The organism is Trichocoleus sp. FACHB-46 (genome assembly GCF_014695385.1).
GTDB lineage: Bacteria > Cyanobacteriota > Cyanobacteriia > FACHB-46 > FACHB-46 > Trichocoleus.
Genome location: NZ_JACJOD010000010.1, coordinates 1 through 21,376, shown reverse-complemented (window position 1 = coordinate 21,376; position 21,376 = coordinate 1). Strand labels below are relative to the sequence as shown.

Annotated in this window: 16 protein-coding genes and 1 pseudogene; 3 read left to right on the top strand and 14 right to left on the bottom strand. The window is 43.9% G+C overall.

Features of this window, described 5'->3' with window-relative positions:
- Window positions 1-201: 201 nt before the first annotated feature.
- From H6F72_RS06060 to H6F72_RS06000, 13 genes are all read right to left on the bottom strand, one after another.
- Window positions 202-516 (bottom strand): tetratricopeptide repeat protein, encoded by a 315-nt coding sequence (locus H6F72_RS06060; RefSeq protein WP_190432792.1) that lies wholly within the window; start codon window positions 514-516, stop codon window positions 202-204.
- Between the two features lie 245 nt (window positions 517-761).
- Window positions 762-3,332 carry an O-antigen ligase family protein gene (locus H6F72_RS06055; RefSeq protein WP_190432789.1) on the bottom strand — a complete coding sequence of 857 codons (2,571 nt, stop codon included), beginning with the start codon at window positions 3,330-3,332 and terminating at the stop codon, window positions 762-764.
- Between the two features lie 17 nt (window positions 3,333-3,349).
- Complete coding sequence (locus H6F72_RS06050) at window positions 3,350-4,873, bottom strand: sugar transferase (protein ID WP_242016815.1); 1,524 nt, start codon at window positions 4,871-4,873, stop codon at window positions 3,350-3,352.
- Between the two features lie 346 nt (window positions 4,874-5,219).
- On the bottom strand, window positions 5,220-7,376 hold the full coding sequence (locus H6F72_RS06045; RefSeq protein WP_190432787.1) for a glycosyltransferase: 2,157 nt from the start codon (window positions 7,374-7,376) through the stop codon (window positions 5,220-5,222).
- 430 nt (window positions 7,377-7,806) lie between these two features.
- Window positions 7,807-8,586, bottom strand: coding sequence for a WecB/TagA/CpsF family glycosyltransferase (locus tag H6F72_RS06040; RefSeq protein WP_190432784.1), 780 nt, complete (start codon window positions 8,584-8,586; stop codon window positions 7,807-7,809).
- A 12-nt stretch (window positions 8,587-8,598) separates the two neighbouring features.
- Window positions 8,599-9,801: a glycosyltransferase family 4 protein gene (locus H6F72_RS06035; protein ID WP_190432783.1), complete on the bottom strand. Its 1,203-nt coding sequence runs from the start codon at window positions 9,799-9,801 to the stop codon at window positions 8,599-8,601.
- 28 nt (window positions 9,802-9,829) lie between these two features.
- Window positions 9,830-11,032, bottom strand: a complete 1,203-nt coding sequence (locus H6F72_RS06030; protein WP_190432780.1) for a DUF563 domain-containing protein — start codon at window positions 11,030-11,032, stop codon at window positions 9,830-9,832.
- Between the two features lie 55 nt (window positions 11,033-11,087).
- Complete coding sequence (locus H6F72_RS06025; protein ID WP_190432778.1) at window positions 11,088-11,945, bottom strand: glycosyltransferase family 2 protein; 858 nt, start codon at window positions 11,943-11,945, stop codon at window positions 11,088-11,090.
- 18 nt (window positions 11,946-11,963) lie between these two features.
- Entirely contained in the window at window positions 11,964-12,866 is a 903-nt protein-coding gene (locus tag H6F72_RS06020) for a glycosyltransferase family 2 protein (protein WP_190432776.1), read from the bottom strand.
- Between the two features lie 22 nt (window positions 12,867-12,888).
- The gene (locus H6F72_RS06015; protein WP_190432773.1) at window positions 12,889-14,109 is read right to left on the bottom strand and encodes a glycosyltransferase family 4 protein; all 1,221 of its coding nucleotides are present in this window, start codon (window positions 14,107-14,109) and stop codon (window positions 12,889-12,891) included.
- A 128-nt stretch (window positions 14,110-14,237) separates the two neighbouring features.
- Window positions 14,238-15,086, bottom strand: a complete 849-nt coding sequence (locus H6F72_RS06010) for a bifunctional 2-polyprenyl-6-hydroxyphenol methylase/3-demethylubiquinol 3-O-methyltransferase UbiG (RefSeq protein ID WP_199298921.1) — start codon at window positions 15,084-15,086, stop codon at window positions 14,238-14,240.
- A gap of 77 nt (window positions 15,087-15,163) precedes the next feature.
- Entirely contained in the window at window positions 15,164-16,456 is a 1,293-nt protein-coding gene (locus H6F72_RS06005; protein WP_190432771.1) for an ATP-binding cassette domain-containing protein, read from the bottom strand.
- A 15-nt stretch (window positions 16,457-16,471) separates the two neighbouring features.
- A complete protein-coding gene (locus H6F72_RS06000; RefSeq protein ID WP_190432768.1) occupies window positions 16,472-17,302 on the bottom strand; it encodes an ABC transporter permease in 831 nt (276 codons plus the stop codon).
- Between the two features lie 174 nt (window positions 17,303-17,476).
- Here H6F72_RS06000 and H6F72_RS05995 point away from each other — a divergent pair, with 174 nt between their 5' ends.
- From H6F72_RS05995 to ftsH3, 3 genes are all read left to right on the top strand, one after another.
- Window positions 17,477-18,277, top strand: a complete 801-nt coding sequence (locus tag H6F72_RS05995; RefSeq protein ID WP_190432767.1) for a hypothetical protein — start codon at window positions 17,477-17,479, stop codon at window positions 18,275-18,277.
- A gap of 96 nt (window positions 18,278-18,373) precedes the next feature.
- Window positions 18,374-19,183 carry an aminotransferase class IV gene (locus H6F72_RS05990; protein WP_190432764.1) on the top strand — a complete coding sequence of 270 codons (810 nt, stop codon included), beginning with the start codon at window positions 18,374-18,376 and terminating at the stop codon, window positions 19,181-19,183.
- 100 nt (window positions 19,184-19,283) lie between these two features.
- Entirely contained in the window at window positions 19,284-21,122 is a 1,839-nt protein-coding gene (gene ftsH3, locus H6F72_RS05985) for an ATP-dependent zinc metalloprotease FtsH3 (protein WP_348252499.1), read from the top strand.
- A 122-nt stretch (window positions 21,123-21,244) separates the two neighbouring features.
- On the opposite strand, the pseudogene H6F72_RS05980 reads toward ftsH3, so the two are convergent.
- Window positions 21,245-21,376 (bottom strand): annotated as a pseudogene (locus H6F72_RS05980) (IS1 family transposase); the annotation flags it as partial.

Sequence of the window (21,376 nt, the reverse complement as noted above, 5' to 3'; positions counted from 1 at the left end):
GCTATAAGTTTTGCAAAAAATATATAATGATGTTACAGGAAGAAAATATAAATCTTCAGAAATTCGAGAGCAAAGATTTGTTCACGGAGTATGAAATTAAACTTCAATCCTCATTAAAAGCCATATCCTCACTATTAACAAGCAAAGGTTTTATCTGTAGTTACTCATAACAAAAGGCTTCGTATACTTCGAGCACTTATATTATTGCTTGCGCTCGCCTATCTTTTGCTGAACCTGTTCTGCTAGAGCTTGATAGCCTGGGCGGCTAGGATTCAATTTTATGAGTTGCCCTAAAGGCTTTTGTGCACCTTGAAAATTCTTCATTTGTAAGCGGGTTTGCACTAAACCTTCCAAGGCTACTAAATTTTGGGGTTCCCGTTGTAAAACTAACTCATATCCCTTCTCTTGAATTTCTAGCTGCGAATTAATAGATTCTTTGGCCGTTGAAGCGGGCTGGCTTAGGGGTCGGAGATTATCAGTCACAAAGTGACCAACTGCAAAGATAGTAGAACCCATAAAGCATGCTGATGAGATGATCGCAACAATCCGTTGTTTGCGCTTAATTTGGGCCTGGCGCGATTCTATGTAATTGCTAAAGCTAGTCATATGGCACGTGTAGTCAGAACGTTGGATAGCTCGTGGAGCTGTAACTTTAGGTTACCCACTGACAAAAGTTAGAGATCATTTCATTGAGATTGAAACAGTGTATTTCAAGTAGACAACATAGGTGGTTATTTACACTTTCAAGGGTGAAAGCAGTATCAAAGAGTGTTAAGGAGAGCTTGGCGCAGTTCCTGTAAGGTCTGATCCCATACAGGTATATAAGGAGGGGCAGGCAAGAGACTGGGAAAAAGATAGGTGACCACAGCATTCTCAATCACAGTAAGAAAATCACTGGGTAGGGGGCCATCGATGTGGCGGCTGAGAACGCCAAAGCCAGTGCGAGTGCGGCGATATTGGCGAGTTGGAGCATTTTGTTTGAGCCATTGATCAAGAGATGCTGAACGATTCATGCTGGTAACCAAAGCTTGAAGGAGTTCAGGAGGAGGGTTTCTCTGTTCTGCTTGTATCCATGCTTGTTGCAAAAGCCGTTGACGTTGGGCAGGAGCGAGCCAAGCGGCGATCGCTAATTTACCTGGTGAATCAGGCAAGGCTTGGAATTGCGGTGCTACGGTTTTGTCTTCTGCAAGCTGTAAAATGATCTGACTGAGGGGACCGCCGTGGGCATCCCAATCTGCATGTGCTGCTGTATAGTTGCCGCGCCACCAATTCAGGCCACCACGTAGCTGGTGGCAGTAGTCGTGAATTGTTTCTGACTGAGTGGGGGATTGTAATAGCTCTGTGCATTTAGCTGATACCCGATCCAACATAGGTGCGTAAAGAGGTTGGAGAGTGGGCGATTGCCAAATAGGGCTAGTAACGAGTAGCGGATCGCGCAGTGCTTCCAATGCCACGGCTTCTGTTGCCAAATTGACTTTACCTTGTGCTACTAAGCTGAGTCCCAATCCATAAAATACCCCTCGCTTCGCTGGAATAAGCTGAGCAGAGCGGATAAACTCTTGAGTCGCAGCTTGGGGATTTTGATTCAATAAGAGCCAAGCTAAGTTAGTGTGACCAAACTCTTGGTAGGGAGATGCTTGAATTCCTTTTCGGAACCAAGCGATGCTATCAGCTTGAAGTTGGCTTTGCTGTTGGGGATCGTTGGTTTGTAAACTTAGATTTCCTAAGTTCCAACCTAGTTGGTAGGGATAATACGGTTCCCAGGGTACCAACTGAGCAGATTGACTGAGGCGTTGCACAAAACTAGAAATGTTTTCTCGGCTCAGGGCAATAAAACTTTGGCTTGATAACTGCCAAGCTCGGTGAATCGGAGTGAGCCAGATGCTGATGACAATCAGCAAACCCAATCCAGCAAAAGATAAGCCTTGAGCGGCTCGTCCCGTAACTTTAATCCTAGGTAGGGTAATGAAAGAAGCTTCTGCAAAAGCCTCACGCAATATAGCAGCAAGAACAGTGGTAAAAAGGATTAAAGTGCCACTGATGCAAATATTGTCGAGTTGGTAATCGGTCAAGCTAATGACTCCATAGCCAAAAAGACCTGCCAAGATGCCCCAAATAAGAACTTGATCTGTGCGTTGCGTGACAACCTTAGGAGATGGAACTTTACTGAGCCAACGAAGGCTGAAGTAAGTTAAAAGGGCGATCGCGATTAAGCTGGTGCTGATGCCCCACAAACCCAATTCAGCCCAGATTTGCACTGGAGTGCTATGAAGTTGATAGGTTAATTCGGCTTCTCTGCCTGCCCATTCGGGGCGATATTGCTGATAGACAATCGGAACGCTGCCGGGGCCAGCTCCCAAAATGGGGTGAGTAATGCCTATCTGCCAGCCTGTCACAGCAGTAATCATTCGATAGGCAAAATCACCACTGAGTTGGCCGCTGAGAATGGCAGTTACCACTGTTTTGAGGCGATCGTTGGTAAATGCTGATAAGCTCAAAAAAGCTAGCATGAAGAGACCCCCTAAGCCCAGCCAAAGACGGGGAAGAGAGCTACGCCATAACAGGACAATAAACCCAACGATACATAGCGCTGCTAAGCCTAACCAGCCACCTCGCGAACCTGTGCTGTAAAGGGTAATCAACCCCAGCCCTACACCTACTAGCCAAAGCCAGCGTTGCTTGCCAGTTTGTAGGATACTGAGGGCGAGGAGCAGGGGCAGAGCCAGGAGAAGATAACCTGCAACGTAATTGGGATGACCCATTGGTGCCCAGTTTCGTAACTCCAAGGTTGAAAGGTTGAGAGAAAGATTGACCCCGGACTGGCGGAGCGTTTGCAACCGATTTAGCTCTGGCAAGATGGTTTGAGTCAGCCATAAGCCAAGGCTAACGACGATGAAGGCTAGATTTAGGTATCCTTGTCCTACTAATAAGCGATAGCGATCGCGAGGAGTCTGCGTTTTGTAGTTGAGCGCATACAACCCAGCCAAGAAACACAAAGCAGCCCAAGCATACCAGCGAGCTTGCATAGGAAATTCAGCAACGCTAGTTGAAGCGATCAACCCTACCGCCGTTAGTCCTGCGATCGCATCAAAGCCATTGCCTAACCAAAGGAATCCTCTCTGGCACCAGACCATCCATAAAAGCCACAGTGGCAGGCAAGCCAGACCCGCTTGCCAGAGAAAGACCCAGGGCCACGAAACCATGAGGGTGTTGCTATCAGGCAGGAGTGTGAAGAGTAGGTAGAAACAGGCGACTAACAATCCTAAAAGTGAACCTTTGGGATTATTAGCTTCGGGTGGAACTTGCTTAGTAAGAGAGCGATCGCCAGTCATGAGCTTGTATTTGAAACTTAGTAGGCACCTTTACCAAATAAAACAATGCGGCAAGTTTCTACCAAAATGTCGAGATCTAAGTTGAGCGACCAATTATCAATGTAATAAAGGTCTAGACGCACAGCATCGCCAAAATCGGCAATATCTGAGCGGCCCGATACTTGCCATAGCCCCGTAATCCCAGGCAGAACTTGATGGCGAATGTGATGCCAGGTGTCGAAGCGCTCCACATCTCTTAGGGGTAAGGGCCGAGGACCGACCAGACTCATCTGTCCCAGTAAAACGTTAAATAATTGGGGCAATTCATCAATACTCGTAGATCTTAAAAAACGACCGAAGCGAGTAATTCGAGGATCATGCCTAATTTTGAACATGACTCCGCCTTTGATTTCATTGCAAGCTTCCAACTGAGCCTGTAGCGCTTCGGCTTCAGTTACCATCGTACGGAACTTCCACATGTGAAAGACTTTGCCATGCAATCCCATGCGTTCTTGCCGGAAGAAGATCGGGCCTGGAGAAGACAGTCTGCTCGCTATCGCCACAGCTACAAAGAGAGGCGATAGCAGGATAACACCTACTAAAGCTCCGAAGACATCAATCGAACGCTTTAAGCCATACTCCAAGCTGCTCAAGAAACGTGGTTCTACTCGCAGCGTTGGTAAGCCAGCAAAAATTTCGGGCAGACCCCGACGGTGCAGCATGTCCACGCTGGAGGGTAACAAGCGCAAAGTAATACCGTGACGGCGGAGCTGCCAATAAAGTGCTGAGGCGAGGGCGGTATCAGGTAAATTCTCGACTAAGACCTCTTTGGCCTTGGATGCCAAAATAGTTTGTACGGTTGTCGGGGTATGAGCCGTAGTCGCCAGTGCCGCTCCCACCACTTGGTAATGTGAGGCGCTCTGACCCTTAAAATTTAACTGCTGTTCTAATAAGTGAGATAAGGTTGCTAGGCGATCGCCGGGGGCAATTAAAAAGACTGGGATTGGAGATTGACTTTGCTCAAACTGGCGCAAAATCAAAGTTGTTAAGAGCCGAAACCCAATCACTAAAACGACGCTACCAAACCAAGCCGTAAAGAAAAGCGATCGCGGTGGGTCTAACTTGGGATCATAAAAATAGCCCATCACCAGGGAGAGCAAATAAACCATGCTCACCAACTTGCCAGCCCGGAGATAGTTTTTCCATTGGGTTGCCGAAGAGTACAGCCCCCCATAAGCAAAAAACAGCAACGTCGCAGCAGCAAAAAGCCAAAACAGGCTCGGTAGCCTTAACCAGCTACCCCAGTTCAACTCAGGTGGTAGGGGTGAATAAAATTGGTTGAAATGCGCCGCGATCTGCCAAGCCATCTTCAAGGCCAAGACATCGCTGAGCAGGAGGGCTAACATTCGGTACCCTTGCCAACCCAGAAGATGCGACAAGCTTAACTTGCCAGGAGCCCGAATATCTAGCTTGGGATTCTTAGAAACTCTGCCAGAAAAGTCAATCATTGCAGTACAAGCAGATTGCGGAGATGCAGCCAGAAGTGCTTCAGCAATCGCCATCTCATGCTTATTTTGAAGAAATGATGAAGCAGCAACTTCATTCAGTATTCCGCAAAATTCACACAAACCTGACAGGTGCAAGATTTAATTATGTGAGTTGCAGCCAGTGTCGTAATAGCTGCCAACCCCAGTTTCATGGTGGCAATCACTATAAAATGCGTCACACGAGCCGTCCCAGCTCTGCTTCCACCCTGAGTAAACAGTTCCCCACATCATCGCCACTTACTAACTGAAATATTCAGTGATTTACCCAAATCTCTACTCCCACTGGCTAAACTTTGGCCTCACTACGTTTAACTCCTTGTTCCACTGAATTCAAGGCAGTTGACATAGTGGGAAGCATTTTCTATCCAAAACTCCATGTGCCTGTTTCCAGAAAAACCACTCGTTTGTGATGAAGTACACTCACGTCAAAGGTGGGAATGTTGCTTGTAGATAATCCACTGGATGAAATTGAGCGCCGATCTTCATTCTCTAAAGCAATTCGAAAACAGGTTTGTTCTTCCAAAAAATTTTTTTGTAACTGATTTAGTGTTTCAAAAAAAGAGATCTCTGGCCCTTCATTAATGTCTATATCTTCCTTTAGGAAGAGTTCCATTACTACAGCTGCCAACATTAGCTCTGCACCTTCCTTACCTAGACTTCCAGTATATATTAAGAGGGAAATCAAACTTTTGTCTGTGTGGGTCGCAATAGACCTAATCACAGCGCTTAATTCTTGAAACAACAATTCTTCAGATTTATTCCAATCCGGAAAAATCATTAGATTTATTTCCTTGAGATTCCAATCCAAAAGATTTTTTCTTAAAGTTAATTTATCATTATCTTTGACAACTTCCAATACAGCTCTTACATGAATCACTTGATCAGGTGACTCTTCCTCCGTAAGAGTTAAAATTTTAAATTCGCCTTGAAATCCATAACTTCTGCAAAGTTCAATATAGGCAGGAAACTCCACACAGTAATATTTAAATGAATTGAGATTCCAAAAACTTATATGTGTTGGATCTTGAAAAGCTCCTCGACCATCAGTTGATGGTACGCGAACATCTACTCTTGCATATGGTTTACAAACCCTCCATATTTCATTCATACTATGAATGTTATTCTTTAAATGTTCGATAACATCGTGCGCTTTAATTTCATCCACGCTATTGTCTGGAAATGGAAAGCGCCGATTCAAATCAGCAATAACATCTACTTCTGGACCACCAGACACATCTACTCCAACAAAGCCCTCTGCTTTCCAAACACCGCAGCCTAAATCTAAACGAAGTGGTTCTTCTTGATTTCTTGTCATAGAGCCAATTTTGGAAAGTATAAAGATGGCTATATTATGGTAGCTGCAACTGTCAACTATATCCTGATGAAGCCTTTCTGCAATTTCAAGGCGTTCTGTTTCGTGTTTTAGATAATAGTCTGCTTTGAAATTAAGCTCATCGATTGTTCTAAAGGAAATCTCTTCATAGACAGATGTTAGAGATTTTAATTCAGATTTCCAGTCAGTCAGGATAAATCCGCCTACAGAAGCAACGTCCACAACTCGATTGATTACTGCATCATCAAACTGCAAAGATGTAATATTAAGATTAATCTTAGAGTTTGCATATATATATTTAGTATCGGAATAATTTTTTGTGACAGGATGATAGAAGATGTTTGATTTTTGAATTTTCCTATTTAAGGACAGGCCGCTAAGATAAGCAGGGTCTCCTCCAAAAATATGGACGTTTATGTTTTCTATTCGCTTAATTATCTCCCCACGAAAGAAAGGAGAGGAATTTGAATGAAGCATGGAAATGTATAAATACTTTGCTCCCAAAAAATCAATGATATTTTCTTGACTAGAACTTGCGCGGGTGGCAAAAGATATAGCTGATTGTTCAAGCTTTTTGTCTAAATGAACTAAACGGTTCCAAAAATCAGCCTTAAGTAGATGAGAGTATGAAGCTTCTCCAAGTGCCGTTCCCAATTCTGGTAGTATATGTCCTACGAATGAAACATCATACAGATACTTTCCTAAAGGATTAATATATTCGAACTCGGAAGCGTGGTGAATTGAGTATACGTTCTCAATTCCTAAACTTTTAAGATCCAAGAAATTATAATACTCAATACAAAAGTGAAAACTTTTATATTTCATTCTACAGAAAGCTTCTAGCTTTGGTTTTATTTTTTCATGTTCATATAAATCACTAAATATATTGTCATGATGAATAAATATGACTGGTATATCAATCAACTCAAATATAAAAGCTTTAAGAGTTTCAGAGTAAGAGGAGATCAAAGAAGAGCTATTTGTAATGATGCAATAATCTACTTCTTGAGAAGAAATGTATTGTAGATAGTCTGTCTCATCTTTAAACTGACCTGGATAAAAAATAATGACTCTATTTCCAAGCTCTGTTAAAACATTTTGTAGGTTGTCAATGATACGCTGATAAATTGGAGTGGGTGATTGCTCTATTAAAAAACTATAAAAGCTTGATGTTTTCTTATTCACGGGGCATTCATTAAGTAGTATGGTTTAAGTCACAGGCAGGGCAGTAGAGCGATCAACATAAATCACTAAAGTAGCCTTATCTTCCTCTCGCTCATTCGCTTGCTAGGTACTTCTCTGAATAACAGCATAGGTTGTGTGACGATTTAAACGCGTCGTGTCTGTTCTCTAATCTGTGTGTTCAACTGACTGAGCAGTAAATAATCCATGACTTTAAAGAACTCCTCTCTAGAAATACAGATCTCAGAAGAGGTCAACTTTAGCGATCGATCAAGCTTTGGTAACTCAGGCATATGATTTTTTAACCAATTAAAATACAAGCCTTTGTCTTGAGAGTGTACCCAAGCGATTGAAATTCCTAAAATTTTTTGCAAAAGTTTAAGAACCTGTTTAAAGAATGGAGCGAAGGACAGCAGCTGTTAGTACAGAGTATTCAATTCTTTAGAGGTAGCCAGTGTCTTAACAGCTGCCAACCAAACAAGATGATAAAAGCGGGATTATTGATGCAATAACGCTGCCACAAGCGTCTTGGTTCTTGGGCAAATCGGTATAACCACTCCAATCCAACTTTCATCATCCAACGAGGAGCTTGAGCTACCTCCTCACTATGGAAGCTAAAAGCCGCTCCTACACCAATCATGACAGCAGCAACTTTGCCCTGTTGACGGGCCATCCATTCTTCCTGCTTAGGACAGCCCAAGCCCACAAAAACGACAGCAGCTCCAGAGTCATTAATCCGTTGAACATCTGACTTCTCCTCTTCTGGAGTCAGAACTCGGAAGGGCGGTGCATAACTATCGGCGATCGCCAAACCCGGAAATTGCTGAGTCAAATTGTGCCGCAACTTCTCCAACATCGACTCAGTACCACCATATAAATAGATGGGCATTCCCAACTGAGCCGCGCGATCGCACCAAGCAAACATCAAGTCTGGCCCGTAAACCCTGGTTTGACCTTTGATCCCCAGCAATCGTAAAGCCCAAACCAAGGGCATCCCATCTGGGGTCACCAGAGCCGCCTGATTAATGATTTTTTGGTACTGTTGTTGCCAATAAGCCGTCATTACTACATGGACGTTTGCGGCAACGACATAGCAAGAGTTTCGAGTTTCAGCCCACCCTTGGATGCGATCGCAGGCATCCTGATAATTAGTGGCATCAACAGGACTGCCTAAAATAACTCGGTTAGAAAGTTCAGGGAGCACTGGCTTCACGAGAATTCCATCTCATTCATCATGCCCAACTTCTGAACCATTCAGGAGTTGTTCATAAACTCGTTCAGTTCGAGCCGCGATTTGTGACCAAGTATAGCGAGCTTCTACTTTACGTTGTCCTGCTAAACCCATCCCCTCAGCCGTAGCAGGATTGCTAAGTAGATCACAGATACGGCTAGCAATTTGGCTAGGATCTTGCTCCACTAAATAACCATTCACTCCGTCTTCAATCACCTCAGCCACCGCAGGAATAGAACAACCAATTACAGGTTTAGCAAAGCTCCAGGCTTCGGTATACACACCGCCAAAACTTTCTTGGCTTGAAGGTACACATAACAAAGTACAAGCCGCTAAAGCATTGGTTTTCTCTTGTAGGTCTACCTTGCCCAAGCGATGAATTCGAGGGTCTGTATTCTGAAAATCATGCTCAGACTGCTTAACTGCTGGTCCAATAAAGACAAAATGAGCATCAGGAAATTTTTGCCAAACTAAGTGAGCGGCTTGTAAAACTTGCTGGTATCCCTTGTAGCGGTAATGTTGCCCTAGAAATAAAACCATCGGGCCCGTAATTTGATGTGTTTGCAGGAATGCAGCAGCATCAGCTTGAGGCGCAAGAATCGGTCCTATACCTGTAACTGCAATCCGCTTCTGTCGAACTCCTAAAGTGATAAGAGTCTGTTTTTCTACTTCTGTCAGAGTAATCACAGCATCTGCAAGTTGGTAAAGCCGAATGTACTGCTGATAGCGCCAGCCTACCCAACGAGGATGGTGAACTGGGGTCAGGACAAAGGGAATCTGACGTTGTTGGGCAACGCGCCAAGACGCATAACTCAAGCCCTCTCGACCAATACGCACATTATGAATAAGAGTGACTGCCTGTGCAAAGGGTTGCAAGTTTTGGATGAGCGGTTGAGCGATCGCTGGGAGAGCGACACTCATCCAGGGATAGTACAACGGTAACCAAGGAGCCATTCGCAGCTTTTCTCGCCATGACAGACCCATCCGATGCACTGGAATCTCGTCAATGGCATAGTCGCGACTTTGGCTAGGTGCCCGTAGTGTTGTGCCTAAGAGCCAGTCGGTGCGATGGTGATCCCAGTGGCTGCAAACCTGAATTTGATGGTGACTTTTTAATTGTTGGGCCAGTAAATGTTGATGCAGTTGTGCACCGCCAATGTAGGGCGGATAGGCAGTAAGGGTGTAGAGGAGATTCATCACCTGTGACTAACTTAATGGAATTAGCTTAGAGATTAGCTCTTAGGCTCTGATATAACGAGATTAGCTCAGCTGGGTTACTCACATTAATATCTAGGTTGCCAGCAGCGAGATTATGCTCAACTAGCTCCATTAGAGGAAAGGCCATTGGCATATATCTTGCACCAACCAGTGTGGCCAACCGCCAGAAACACCAATGTAGATATTTCGTGTTAAAAAGCTCTATGACCAGAGGCTTTCTTGAGCAGAAAACCAAGTTTGCCAATCCAGCCCCATGAGGGGCAAATATTTCCTGTGCATAATAGAAGATATTTATTTGGTCTCGCCAAGGTAAATTTTCCAGATTGATGCGAGTGTAACCTTGAGCCTCGAAAAGTTGAAATATAGCATCCTCATTGATAATTCTCCTGCCGCGTGCTGACTTGCGGGAAATAAATATTTTCTCTGGATAGTTTTTCGTTGTAGAGATGAGAGGTTGAACAGCTTCGGTTAATAGTTCAACTAGATACAGGCTGGGCTCGCCTGTAGGGGCTATATAAGAGGGCGTAATTAACAAATCACACTCGTAGTGTTTTGCTTGATCGAGAGGAAGTATCTTTTTATTTTCTAACCCTAGTGCGCGGAGGGCTTCTCGATTAATTGCTGTGTCTCTTGAACAGACGATCTGATCGAAAGCAGGAATGTCTGACAGCAAATAACGGGGCAGTTCGTCTAGCAGCCAGTGATAATAGCTACGGGTTTGCCAAGAGGCAACTGCAAGCGTGCTTCCCTTGAGAGGCTTACTCCTATGAATAGGTTTTCTACATAGGTAATGAGAGTCAATAGGAGAACTGAAATCCAAAGAAAGATCCCGAGCCAGAACAGTTCCGTCAGGTGAAAACACTGCTCCGTCAGAATAAATATGCCCACCGGGAATTGCTGTGATAGAAACAGGTGGATATCGCGAATGGGTAAAATTTGAGAAAAAATTAGCGATATTTGGATTGTCAGTTAAGGGAATTTCAAACCTCCGCTCATCTTCTCTACGGATTATTATCTGGTAGCCTCCTGATGCAATAGCGATTTCAGATGCAAGACCACAATGGATTGGACCGCGAGTGGAAAATAAAGTGGGACCATCGTAGGGTTGATAGGATAAATATATTTTTTTTAGTGTTTTTTTGAGCAAAGAAGTAATTGATGAATAATTAAGTGCAATCCTCCTATAAAAACTTATAATTCTTGTCTCCATTTGCTTCGTGCCGTATAGGACAAAAAAGACATTATTCAAGTGCATCTAGCTTTTGCTATTTTTTGGGCTGTGAGATAATAAGCCAGCTCCATTTGACTAGCCATTGAATTGATTTCAATGAAAACAGCCCAGCCCCTCGCCAAAAGCCATATTTCTCGGTGTTATAGAAAAATTGAGTTGGACAGTAATAGAGGGACTTCTTATTGAAAAAGAACTGTTTAAAGGCTTGGGGCAGAGACGCATTTGGTTTAACTAGGTTTAAAAAATCTTGGATTTTAGACTTGACTTCACCTGAATGATAGATACGCGCATCTCCCAAAATGCAAGCTGAAAACCCAGCACGCGTTGCCTTCAAAATATACATACTGTCCCCATGATAGTGAGGGAAACGATGTGCGTCAGGCAAGCCAATATTTTCTATGATATGAGTTGAAAAACAAACACAATGTCCACTCATTTCATCAACATCAACAACCTCACTAGGTCTTGCCATTACTAGTCTTCGGCCTTTAGCTCCAGACTCATATAGTGTGTTAGTTTCTAGAACATAGCAAGCTGAACCCGTGATGACTCCTGGGTTCTTACAGCTATGCTCTACTAGTAGACGAAGGGTTGTTTCTTCCGCTATACAGTCATCATTCAGCCAAATGATAAACTCTGCTCCCTTTTGCTGAGCATAGTCCATTCCTTTGCTAATTGCCCCCGTCCACCAGAGATTACCATCTCCCCGCAACAGAATTACGTCGGGATATATTGCTGAAATCGCTGCTCCAGTTCCATCAGTAGAACCATCGTCAATCACAATGGCATAGTACCTGTCTAGGTCACCATTTTGCTCTAGATTCTCTAAGCACTTTAAAGTAACTGATTTGCGGTTGTGGGCTGGAATTATAATAAAAACAGGCTTTTTCAAGAAATCTCCACTTTTGAACTAGAGCCAAATCGTATCTTTTATATGCTTTAGTCTTTTAATTAAAGTTAATGGAAGTATCCAACGAATAATTGTAAATAAAACAAGATTGAAATAAACTCGAATAAAAGGAATGATTCCTAGTAATCCATAAAAGCTTTTACAATAGTTCCAATAGGAAGGTGGATATAAGTTTGATTTTAGAGAAGACAATAGTTTCCAGCGATCGCTCATTGGGATTGAGCTTAATGACCAACCCTCCTCTAAGGGATTAAATTGACATACTGCTGTTGCATTGCCTAATACTGTAAGTTGAAATCCTACCTTTTTTGCCTGCCACGTGTAGACGATATCTGCTAGCGTATGGGGCAATTGTGCACTTGGAGGATAGCCGATTTTATCTACGATTGATCGAGGTAGACAAACTAAGTTTCCACTCATACAATCACATTCAAGCTCTTGTTCTTGAGGGGTATGAATGAGTTTAGTAGAAAAAAATTTTTTAACTTGACCCCCATAGGTCGGATGCTCAAAATTTGATGTGTCATAGCATTGAGCAGTAACTAGTTTATTGAGTCTTTGTGAACATGCTGCAAGTATTAATGGAATTGTATTCAAAGAAGGAAATGTGTCGTCATTTAGCCAAATGAAATAGTCTGCTCCGCATTCGTAGGCATATTTCATACCTTTGTGAATAGCTCCCGTCCACCACAAGTTACCATCACCCTGAAGGACTGTGATAGTAGGGTAAAGGCTACAGATTGCATCCGCAGTACCATCGGTAGAACCATCATCTACGACAATAACTTTATATCTTTGGAGGTCACCGATAGCCTGGAGATTTTCTAGGCAGGATAACGTAATATTCTTCCGATTATGCACTGGAATGATGATGTAAACACTGCTCTCCTTAGTTTGATTCATAAAAACCGAAAAATTAATAGAGTTAATTGTCTAAAATCTTCTCATATAGCTCAATATATCTTTTTGCTTGTAATTCTAACGAGTACTCTTGTAAGGCGATCGCACGGCATTTCTGACTCATATAGTCGCGTAGAGCTTTATCTTCTAACAACTGGATAATGCCATTACAAAAGTCCTCAACATTATTGGGTTCTGCCAGATAACCTGTTTGGCCTGGACGAACTAAATCTGGAATACCGCCCACTTTAAAGGATACTAATGGGGTACCACAGGCCATACTCTCTTGCAGCACTAATCCAAATATGTCTGCTTGTGAGGGAAATACAAAAATATCAGCAGCGGAATATGCGACAGCTTTGATACGATCGCCGCTAATATAACCTAGATTAAAGGTTGGTATATCTACAAGTGATGATATTATCTCTCCTCCATCTCCTAGAGTAAGCAGAACAGTTGTAGCCTTCACTTGTGCAGGTAGATTTTGAAGCGACTCTAATAAAAGTTTGGCACCTTTACGTGGGTCTTGGAGGTTTTGAGCTCCAAGCATTAAGACTTTTTTATCTAAGGGAATTCCTAATACAGTACGACATTGAATTGGATCGAGAGGTTGGTATGTTTCTATATCAATGCCATGAGGAATATAGTGGATGGGAAAGCGAGCAAGCATACTGCTAGAAATTTGCTCGGCCAACCACTTGCTAGGAGAAACTATAACTAGATTAGAAACTCCGTAAATCCAATTCTTTAGCCACCACTCTAAACGACTGCTGTCCGTTTTAACCTCTGGCATGATACTCAGATCTGGACATTGACCACAACCAATCTTCCAGCGATCGCAGTTATAGCTATAGACACAACGTCCAGTAAAACTCCACATATCGTGCAAAGTCAGTACTGCGAATTTATGTTTAGTAAGCTTGGGAAGCGCTAAGTAATTAAAATAATCACCATGTAAGTTATGAAAGTTGATGATATCAGCTTCCTGATAAAAACTATGTTCTGGGATGCCAAAAGAATTAGTAATGTTTATATAGTTAAGGCCCAATCGCCAAGCAAACCGAGAGGTAACGCTTTCAGCGTAGCGTCGGCGTGAGATTGTAGCAACCTCAGCACCACTCGTTTTGGCAACATCAACCAGTAAGCGAGAATGCACACCTTGAGCTAATAAACCTTGATGTAAACGGTAACCTGCGATCGCAGCTCCGCCAACAATGTCCGATTGATTAATGTGTAAAATATTCATATCATATATAAATAAATTTAACTTTAATTTTGTACTTAGTTTTCGGAATCATTAATCATCAAGAAAAATTATAAAGTTATGTTTAACTTATCTGCATGCAAACTAATAGTTAATATATCAATTATTCTTTAAAAGAATAATTTTCTCAGGCTATCAACCAAGTCCTTTGTTGACTTAATGAAACGATATCCCCAAGAATTTTCTAGAATAGGGAATAGAGTCTTTGAAAGTAACTCTGTAGATCTAATTGCAAACCAATTAAAAGGTGCTTCGTCAACTTTCCTATATATAGATGCATGACTATTTTGGCAGACAGTGATGAATTCTAATCCCATCATCTTAGCTAAAAGATTAAAGCTATATCTAAGATGAAATGTGCAGGGTAAGTGACATTTAATTACTGGATAAAAGCAATTTGCAATAATTAGAAAACCATTTAATTCAATAGATTTAGCCATTTGGGCTAGCAGTTCTAGGGGATCAGGTACATGTTCAAGAACGTCAGTACTTACAAGACAACCATATCTTTTGTTTAGGGTATTGACAAAGGAAATTTGAGTGTAGTTCGCAGCTTTTATGAGGGCCGATTCGCTAGGGTAAGGCTCATAAACATCTATAACTATATCTTTGTTTTTTTGGGCAATAAAGCGGGCAAGAGTTCCAAAGCCTCCACCATAGTCTAAGACAGTATATATTTCTGAGTTTTGTGTCACCCAATCAGCAATTGCTAAACGGTGTTGAATTGATAAATCATGAGTTTCAATAAATAGGCCATTCAACAACCAGATGGGGTGCCTATAAAAATCAGAAACTTTTCTGGAATCTAATCTGCGGTTGTCACAGCCTAATTCATCCCACACAGAATCCATGAGTTCCCATAGATTCTCAAGTTCGGGAGGCTGATTTTCTAGCCTTTCTAAAAGCTTGCAAACTGCTTTTCTCTCTTTTAAAGAAAGTTCAATTTGTTCTATGTCCATAAAAATGTCGTACTATTAACACCAAATCAAGCCACAAAAACACTACCTTTTCTTACTTAGTTGAGTTTTTGCTCGATTTAATGAGAAATATGCAACCAAGGTAAATCAACAATTACAACTCCAATATTATGATGTTGTTCATACTTTGCGAATGTAGTCCCTGTTTCCAGAATATTAAAGCTAAGCACATGCTCATGAATATCAAACATTTCTATCAGAGGTTTGTGAGCCGCAATTGTTACTAGATATGAGCCAGGCATTAAAAACATCCCTGGGAATTTTATATCGACTTCTCCATCAAGAGTTACAGGCATACTTAACTTCTCAGGAGCATAATCAGATTGGAGAGATGTTAAGACGGGTCTCCCATCACTAGTATCAATCCTTACGGAAAGCTCTATTTCGTTGAGAGGCACTGTAGATTCATATTGCAGCTTTATGAAGAATGGGTGGCGTACATCTATATCTATAGTTGGATGACTGTCATGATTTGTTATCGACACTCTCTTAAAGAAAAATTTTTTAAATCTTCTTACTTCATTGCCATTCTGATGGAGCTGTTTCTCACCCTCAATACAAATTGTCGAGTTCAAATAATTTGCAACAACTGAGTTCACACTACCAAGCTGAAGCATTTTCCCAGAGCTAAGATGTAGAGCCTTAGTACATAGTTGCGTTATTGCTCCCATGTTGTGACTTACAAATAGAATCGTGCGTCCTGTCTTTCCCGCATCTTCCATCTTGCCTAGACACTTTTTTTGAAAATCAGCATCGCCCACTGCTAGCACTTCATCAATTACTAATACTTCTGGTTCTAGATAAGCAGCCACGGCAAATGCTAGACGAACATACATTCCAGAGGAGTAGTATTTAACAGGAGTATCTAAAAATTTTTCTACTTCGGCAAAGTCTACGATTTCATCAAATTTTTTTTTAATCTCAGCTTTGCTCATGCCTAGGATTGCACCGTTGAGATATATGTTTTCGCGACCTGTCAATTCTGGATGGAAGCCTGTGCCTACTTCTAGCAAACTGGCAACGCGGCCTTTGATAGAGATGCGACCTTTTGTAGGTTCTGTAATACGGCTGAGGAGTTTTAAGAGCGTGGATTTGCCAGCACCGTTGCGACCGATGATGCCAACGCGATCGCCTTGTTTAATTTCAAACGACACATCTTTAAGTGCCCAAAATTCTTCTTTTGTAGGTGAGAGAGGTTGTTGAGCAAAAGGATTGAGGATGCGACGACCTATAGACTTGGTACCATCAGCAAGCACATCTCGTAGGGCTGTGTAGCGCGATCGCCCCTGCTGCTGATGGCCGATGATATATTTCTTGCCTAGATTTTCAACTCGAATGACCGTATCAGACACACCCGTCATTCCTGCCTAAATTACATCTGCAAATGTGCGCTCGGTTTGGCGGAAGTACCAAATGCCAGTTAGTAGCAGTAGCGCGACTAAACCTGTTGAGAGAATAAATCCTGGCCAATACAACTGAGCCTCACCTCCTAAGATTGCCCAACGAAAGCCATCAATAACACCTACCATTGGGTTGATGGAGTAAAGCAAACGCCATTGCGGTGGCACAATGCTGCTACTAAAGCCTACGGGGGAGATATATAGGCCGAACTGCACGATGAACGGCACAATGTACCGGAAGTCGCGGTACTTCACGTTTAAAGCTGCCAGCCATAACCCTGCTCCCATTGCAGCGGCAAAGGCCAACAGAATGAATAGCGGCAAAGTTAAGATTCGCCAGTCTGGGACAAAGTTGAACCAAATCATCAAGGCCAGCAGAATCATTCCAGAAATCAGAAAGTCTACAAAGCTGACGATCACGGCACTGGAAGGCACAATCAGCCGAGGAAAGTAGACTTTAGAAATCAGATTGGAGTTAACAATGAGGCTATTGCTACATTCGGCTAGAGCGCTTGCAAAGAACTGCCAAGGCAACATCGCGGCAAAGACTAAAATTGGGTAGGGGGCACCGCCAGACGGCAGCTTAGCCAAATTACCAAAAACGATGGTAAACACAATCATGGTGAGGAAGGGACGAATCAAAGCCCAAGCGATCCCAATTACGGTTTGCTTATAACGGACCAGGATGTCTCGCCAAGCCAGGAAGTAAAATAACTCTCGGTATCGCCAGAGATCTTTCCAATACTGACTTTCTGTACGACCTGCTTCAATAATGAGCTCTGGTGGATGGGTACTCATAGGTACTCGCAAAAGGGGCAAACTGAGTAGATAAGCGGGGGCGATCGCTCGATATGAATATTAGAATAATTTGATTCTAAGAATGCCCTAGAATTTGGCTCAAGCGATCGCCCTGGCGAGTTTTTCAGTCGCCTAGGAACTGAATCCGGTAGCTGAGGTTGTAATTTAGGACAAATGATGGTGTTTTCTCGGCAAGCCTGGGGCCAGCTAATCGGTCCTTCTCTAGTCGCATTAGCCTGTGCCGCTTTGATTGGGGCGACCCAACTGCCGCAACTGAGAAGGATTAGTACTAAAACCAGTACTGCTCCTGTAGCAGTTCTAGAACGGGAGCTTGCTGCGGAGAAGGTACGCCTCAATCTACTTGAAAAGCTGCCAACGTTTGGATTCAGTAATTTGCTGGCAGATTGGGTGTTTCTAAATTTTCTGCAATATTTTGGCGATGATGAAGCCCGCGAGAAAACTGGTTACGAATTAAGTCCAGAATATTTCGAAGTCGTTTTAAGCCGTGACCCTTACTTCTTGGATGGTTACTTTTTCCTCTCTGGCAGTACAGCTCTCTATGCAGCGATGCCAGAACGCTCTGTTGCCTTGATGAACCAAGGCCTCAAGCAACTTTCTCCTAAAGCGCCACCAAAGTCATACTATGTTTGGCGCTACAAAGGCATCGATGAACTTTTATTTCTAGGAGATGCTAAAGCAGCTCAGTACTCATTTGCAATGGCAGCAGAGTGGGCTAGTACTTATACAGATCCAGAGAGCCAAAGTATTGCTACCTTCTCACGGCGAACTTCCCAATTTTTAGCTCGGAACCCTAGAAGCAAATTTGCTCAGGTGGCAGCGTGGTCGCAGGTTTTGGGTAACGCTACAGATGATCGCACCCGTCAAATTGCAGTGAAACGGATTCGTGCTTTAGGCGGAGACGTCATCACAGGGCCAGATGGAAGTTCAAGGATCAGGCCTCCCGCACGAGATTAGTCAAGATTAGTCAAGCACCTCTAAAACCGTTGCTCCCAGTTCACTCGGAACTGTAAGATTTGTCTGGCTTTTCTCCAACTAGGGTCAGGCTTTCCGGTGCTTAACTCGAATTCGCAATTTTTCTGGTACGCTGGGGAGCTAGTTTGTGCAGCCTCACTGACGTTGCCTGTAGATGAACCAGGGTTGCTCTATGGTGCAACTGTGTTTACGACGTTGCGGGTTTACTCTCAGTCTTTAGAAGCACCGTTAACCAATTGGGCAGGGCACTGTCAGCGGCTAAAGCGAAGTTTACGATCGCTCGACTGGCAAGCTCCAGATTGGCAACGAGTGCGCCAAGGAGCCGAAGCTTTAGTACCTTATTTTCCCGTTCTCCGTATTACGCTGTTTCCTGATGGGCGGGAGTGGATTACAGGGCGATCGCTGCCACCAAATTTAGGGGACTGGCAACGGCAAGGAATTGTGGCTTGGTTGGCGGAGTCTTCTCGGTTTCAGCGATCGCTCCCTATACACAAGACAGGTAACTATCTCCCAACTTGGCTAGCTCGGCAAAGCGCCATGCAAAAAGGAGCGCAAGAAGCGATTTTAGTGAATCAGCAGGGGGATTGGCTAGAAACCAGTACAGGCAATCTCTGGGGATGGCTGGATGGCGAGTGGTGGACTCCCCCCCTAAAGGTGGGAATTTTGCCTGGACTAATGCGATCGCAGCTCATTTCCTGGTTGATGAGCCAGAATAGGACAATACGGGAAGAACCTTGGTGTCTAGATCTGGTCATGGAGTTTGAGGCGATCGCCTACTGTAACAGTGTGGTGGAAATCGTGCCGATCCACGGGATTCTGAGACGCAACTCTCAACTTGCCTACGACCCCTTTCATCAAGGTTTTCAGCAATTGCGGGGGCTTTTCTAGAGCTGATTGTTAACCTGTTTCTGAAATTAGGTTAATATTAGTTAACACAAACAATTTTGACAAAAGTCCCCGCAACTTACAACTAGGAGGATTGACCTCAGTGAACAAACGGTGGAGAAATGCGGGACTGTACGCGCTTCTAGCAATTGTGGTCGTTGCTTTAGCAACTGCACTTTTTGACAAGCAGCCCCAGAGTCGGGAGACGTGGCGATACAGTCAGTTTATTCAAGAAGTTGAAGGTAATCGAGTAGAAAAAGTTAGTCTCAGCTCCGATCGCTCCAGAGCCTTAGTCACGGCTCAAGACGGCAGCAAGGTGCTGGTCAATCTGCCCAGTGACCCTGAGCTGATCGATACGCTAACCAAAAATAATGTAGATATTTCAGTTCTGCCTCAAACCGATGATGGCTTCTGGCTCAAGGCACTGAGCAGCCTCTTCTTCCCAGTCTTACTACTAGTTGGTTTGTTCTTCTTGCTGCGTCGGGCCCAGAACGGTCCCGGTAGCCAAGCGATGAACTTTGGTAAATCCAAAGCTAGAGTCCAAATGGAGCCTCAAACTCAGGTAACCTTTGGTGACGTGGCGGGGATTGACCAGGCAAAACTAGAACTAAATGAAGTTGTAGATTTCCTTAAAAACGCCGATCGCTTTACTGCGGTTGGAGCCAAGATTCCTAAAGGTGTGTTGCTAGTAGGACCACCCGGAACAGGTAAAACTCTGTTGGCTCGCGCGGTAGCGGGTGAAGCAGGCGTACCTTTCTTCTCAATCTCCGGTTCAGAGTTTGTAGAGATGTTTGTAGGTGTGGGTGCGTCTCGCGTCCGTGACCTATTTGAGCAAGCAAAAGCCAATGCTCCCTGTATCGTCTTTATTGATGAAATTGATGCGGTAGGTCGGCAGCGGGGTGCTGGTCTAGGCGGCGGCAACGACGAGCGGGAACAGACCCTCAACCAGTTGCTGACCGAAATGGACGGCTTTGAAGGCAACACTGGCATTATCGTGATTGCGGCTACTAACCGTCCTGACGTGTTAGATGCGGCTCTATTGCGTCCGGGTCGTTTTGACCGTCAGGTGGTCGTCGATCGCCCTGATTTTGCGGGTCGTTCAGAAATTTTGCGGGTGCATGCTCGTGGCAAAACATTAGCGAAGGATGTGGACTTAGACCGGATTGCGCGTCGTACTCCTGGGTTTACGGGTGCTGACCTATCTAACCTGCTAAATGAAGCGGCAATTCTAGCGGCTCGTCGCAACTTGACCGAAATTTCGATGGATGAAGTCAACGATGCGATCGATCGCGTCTTGGCAGGTCCAGAGAAGAAGGACCGCGTTATGAGCGAGAAGCGCAAGCAATTGGTGGCTTACCACGAAGCAGGTCACGCCCTCGTTGGTGCGCTGATGCCTGACTATGACCCCGTACAAAAAATTAGCATTATCCCTCGTGGTCGTGCAGGTGGTTTAACTTGGTTCACCCCCAGCGAAGATCGCATGGACTCTGGTCTCTACAGCCGCTCCTATCTGCAAAACCAGATGGCAGTAGCCCTCGGTGGCCGCATTGCCGAAGAAATCATCTTTGGTGAAGAAGAAGTCACTACTGGTGCAGCCAGCGACTTGCAACAAGTAGCGCGTGTAGCTCGACAAATGGTAACTCGCTTCGGGATGAGCGATCGCCTCGGTCCTGTGGCATTGGGTCGTCAGCAAGGCAACATGTTCCTGGGACGAGATATCGCTGCTGAGCGTGACTTCTCGGAAGAAACGGCTGCCACGATTGACGACGAAGTTCGTAACTTAGTCGAACAAGCGTATCGTCGCTCTAAGGCAGTTTTGATCGAAAACCGTCACGTCTTGGATCTGCTAGCAGATATGTTGGTTGAGAAAGAGACGGTAGACGCGGAAGAGCTGCAAGAATTGCTCGGCAACAATGATGTGAAGATTGCAGCGATCGCGTAAATCTAAGCATCGCTTCGAAAACGGTTAACCCTCCTTAAAATTGTAGAGTCGAGGTCAGTCCTGAAATTCTCAGGTTTGAACCTCGACTCTTTTTATTGGGCGTTGCACAAAGAGCGAATGATTTAGACAGGAATCAGTACTTTCCAATGTCTCAGATAGTAGGTCAATAAGCAGATAGAGGCTTCCAGCATCTCTTGTGACTTGGAATAACAGAAGCTCTGACGATGCAGACGAGCCAGATAGTGCCGCAAGCG

Coding starts and splice junctions, on each gene's coding strand:
- H6F72_RS06060 (WP_190432792.1), bottom strand. CDS start 516: ATGGGTTCTACTATCTTTGCAGTTGGTCACTTTGTGACTGATAATCTC.
- H6F72_RS06055 (WP_190432789.1), bottom strand. CDS start 3,332: ATGACTGGCGATCGCTCTCTTACTAAGCAAGTTCCACCCGAAGCTAAT.
- H6F72_RS06050 (WP_242016815.1), bottom strand. CDS start 4,873: ATGGCGATTGCTGAAGCACTTCTGGCTGCATCTCCGCAATCTGCTTGT.
- H6F72_RS06035 (WP_190432783.1), bottom strand. CDS start 9,801: ATGAATCTCCTCTACACCCTTACTGCCTATCCGCCCTACATTGGCGGT.
- H6F72_RS06030 (WP_190432780.1), bottom strand. CDS start 11,032: ATGGAGACAAGAATTATAAGTTTTTATAGGAGGATTGCACTTAATTAT.
- H6F72_RS06020 (WP_190432776.1), bottom strand. CDS start 12,866: ATGAATCAAACTAAGGAGAGCAGTGTTTACATCATCATTCCAGTGCAT.
- H6F72_RS06015 (WP_190432773.1), bottom strand. CDS start 14,109: ATGAATATTTTACACATTAATCAATCGGACATTGTTGGCGGAGCTGCG.
- H6F72_RS06010 (WP_199298921.1), bottom strand. CDS start 15,086: ATGGACATAGAACAAATTGAACTTTCTTTAAAAGAGAGAAAAGCAGTT.
- H6F72_RS06000 (WP_190432768.1), bottom strand. CDS start 17,302: ATGAGTACCCATCCACCAGAGCTCATTATTGAAGCAGGTCGTACAGAA.
- H6F72_RS05995 (WP_190432767.1), top strand. CDS start 17,477: ATGATGGTGTTTTCTCGGCAAGCCTGGGGCCAGCTAATCGGTCCTTCT.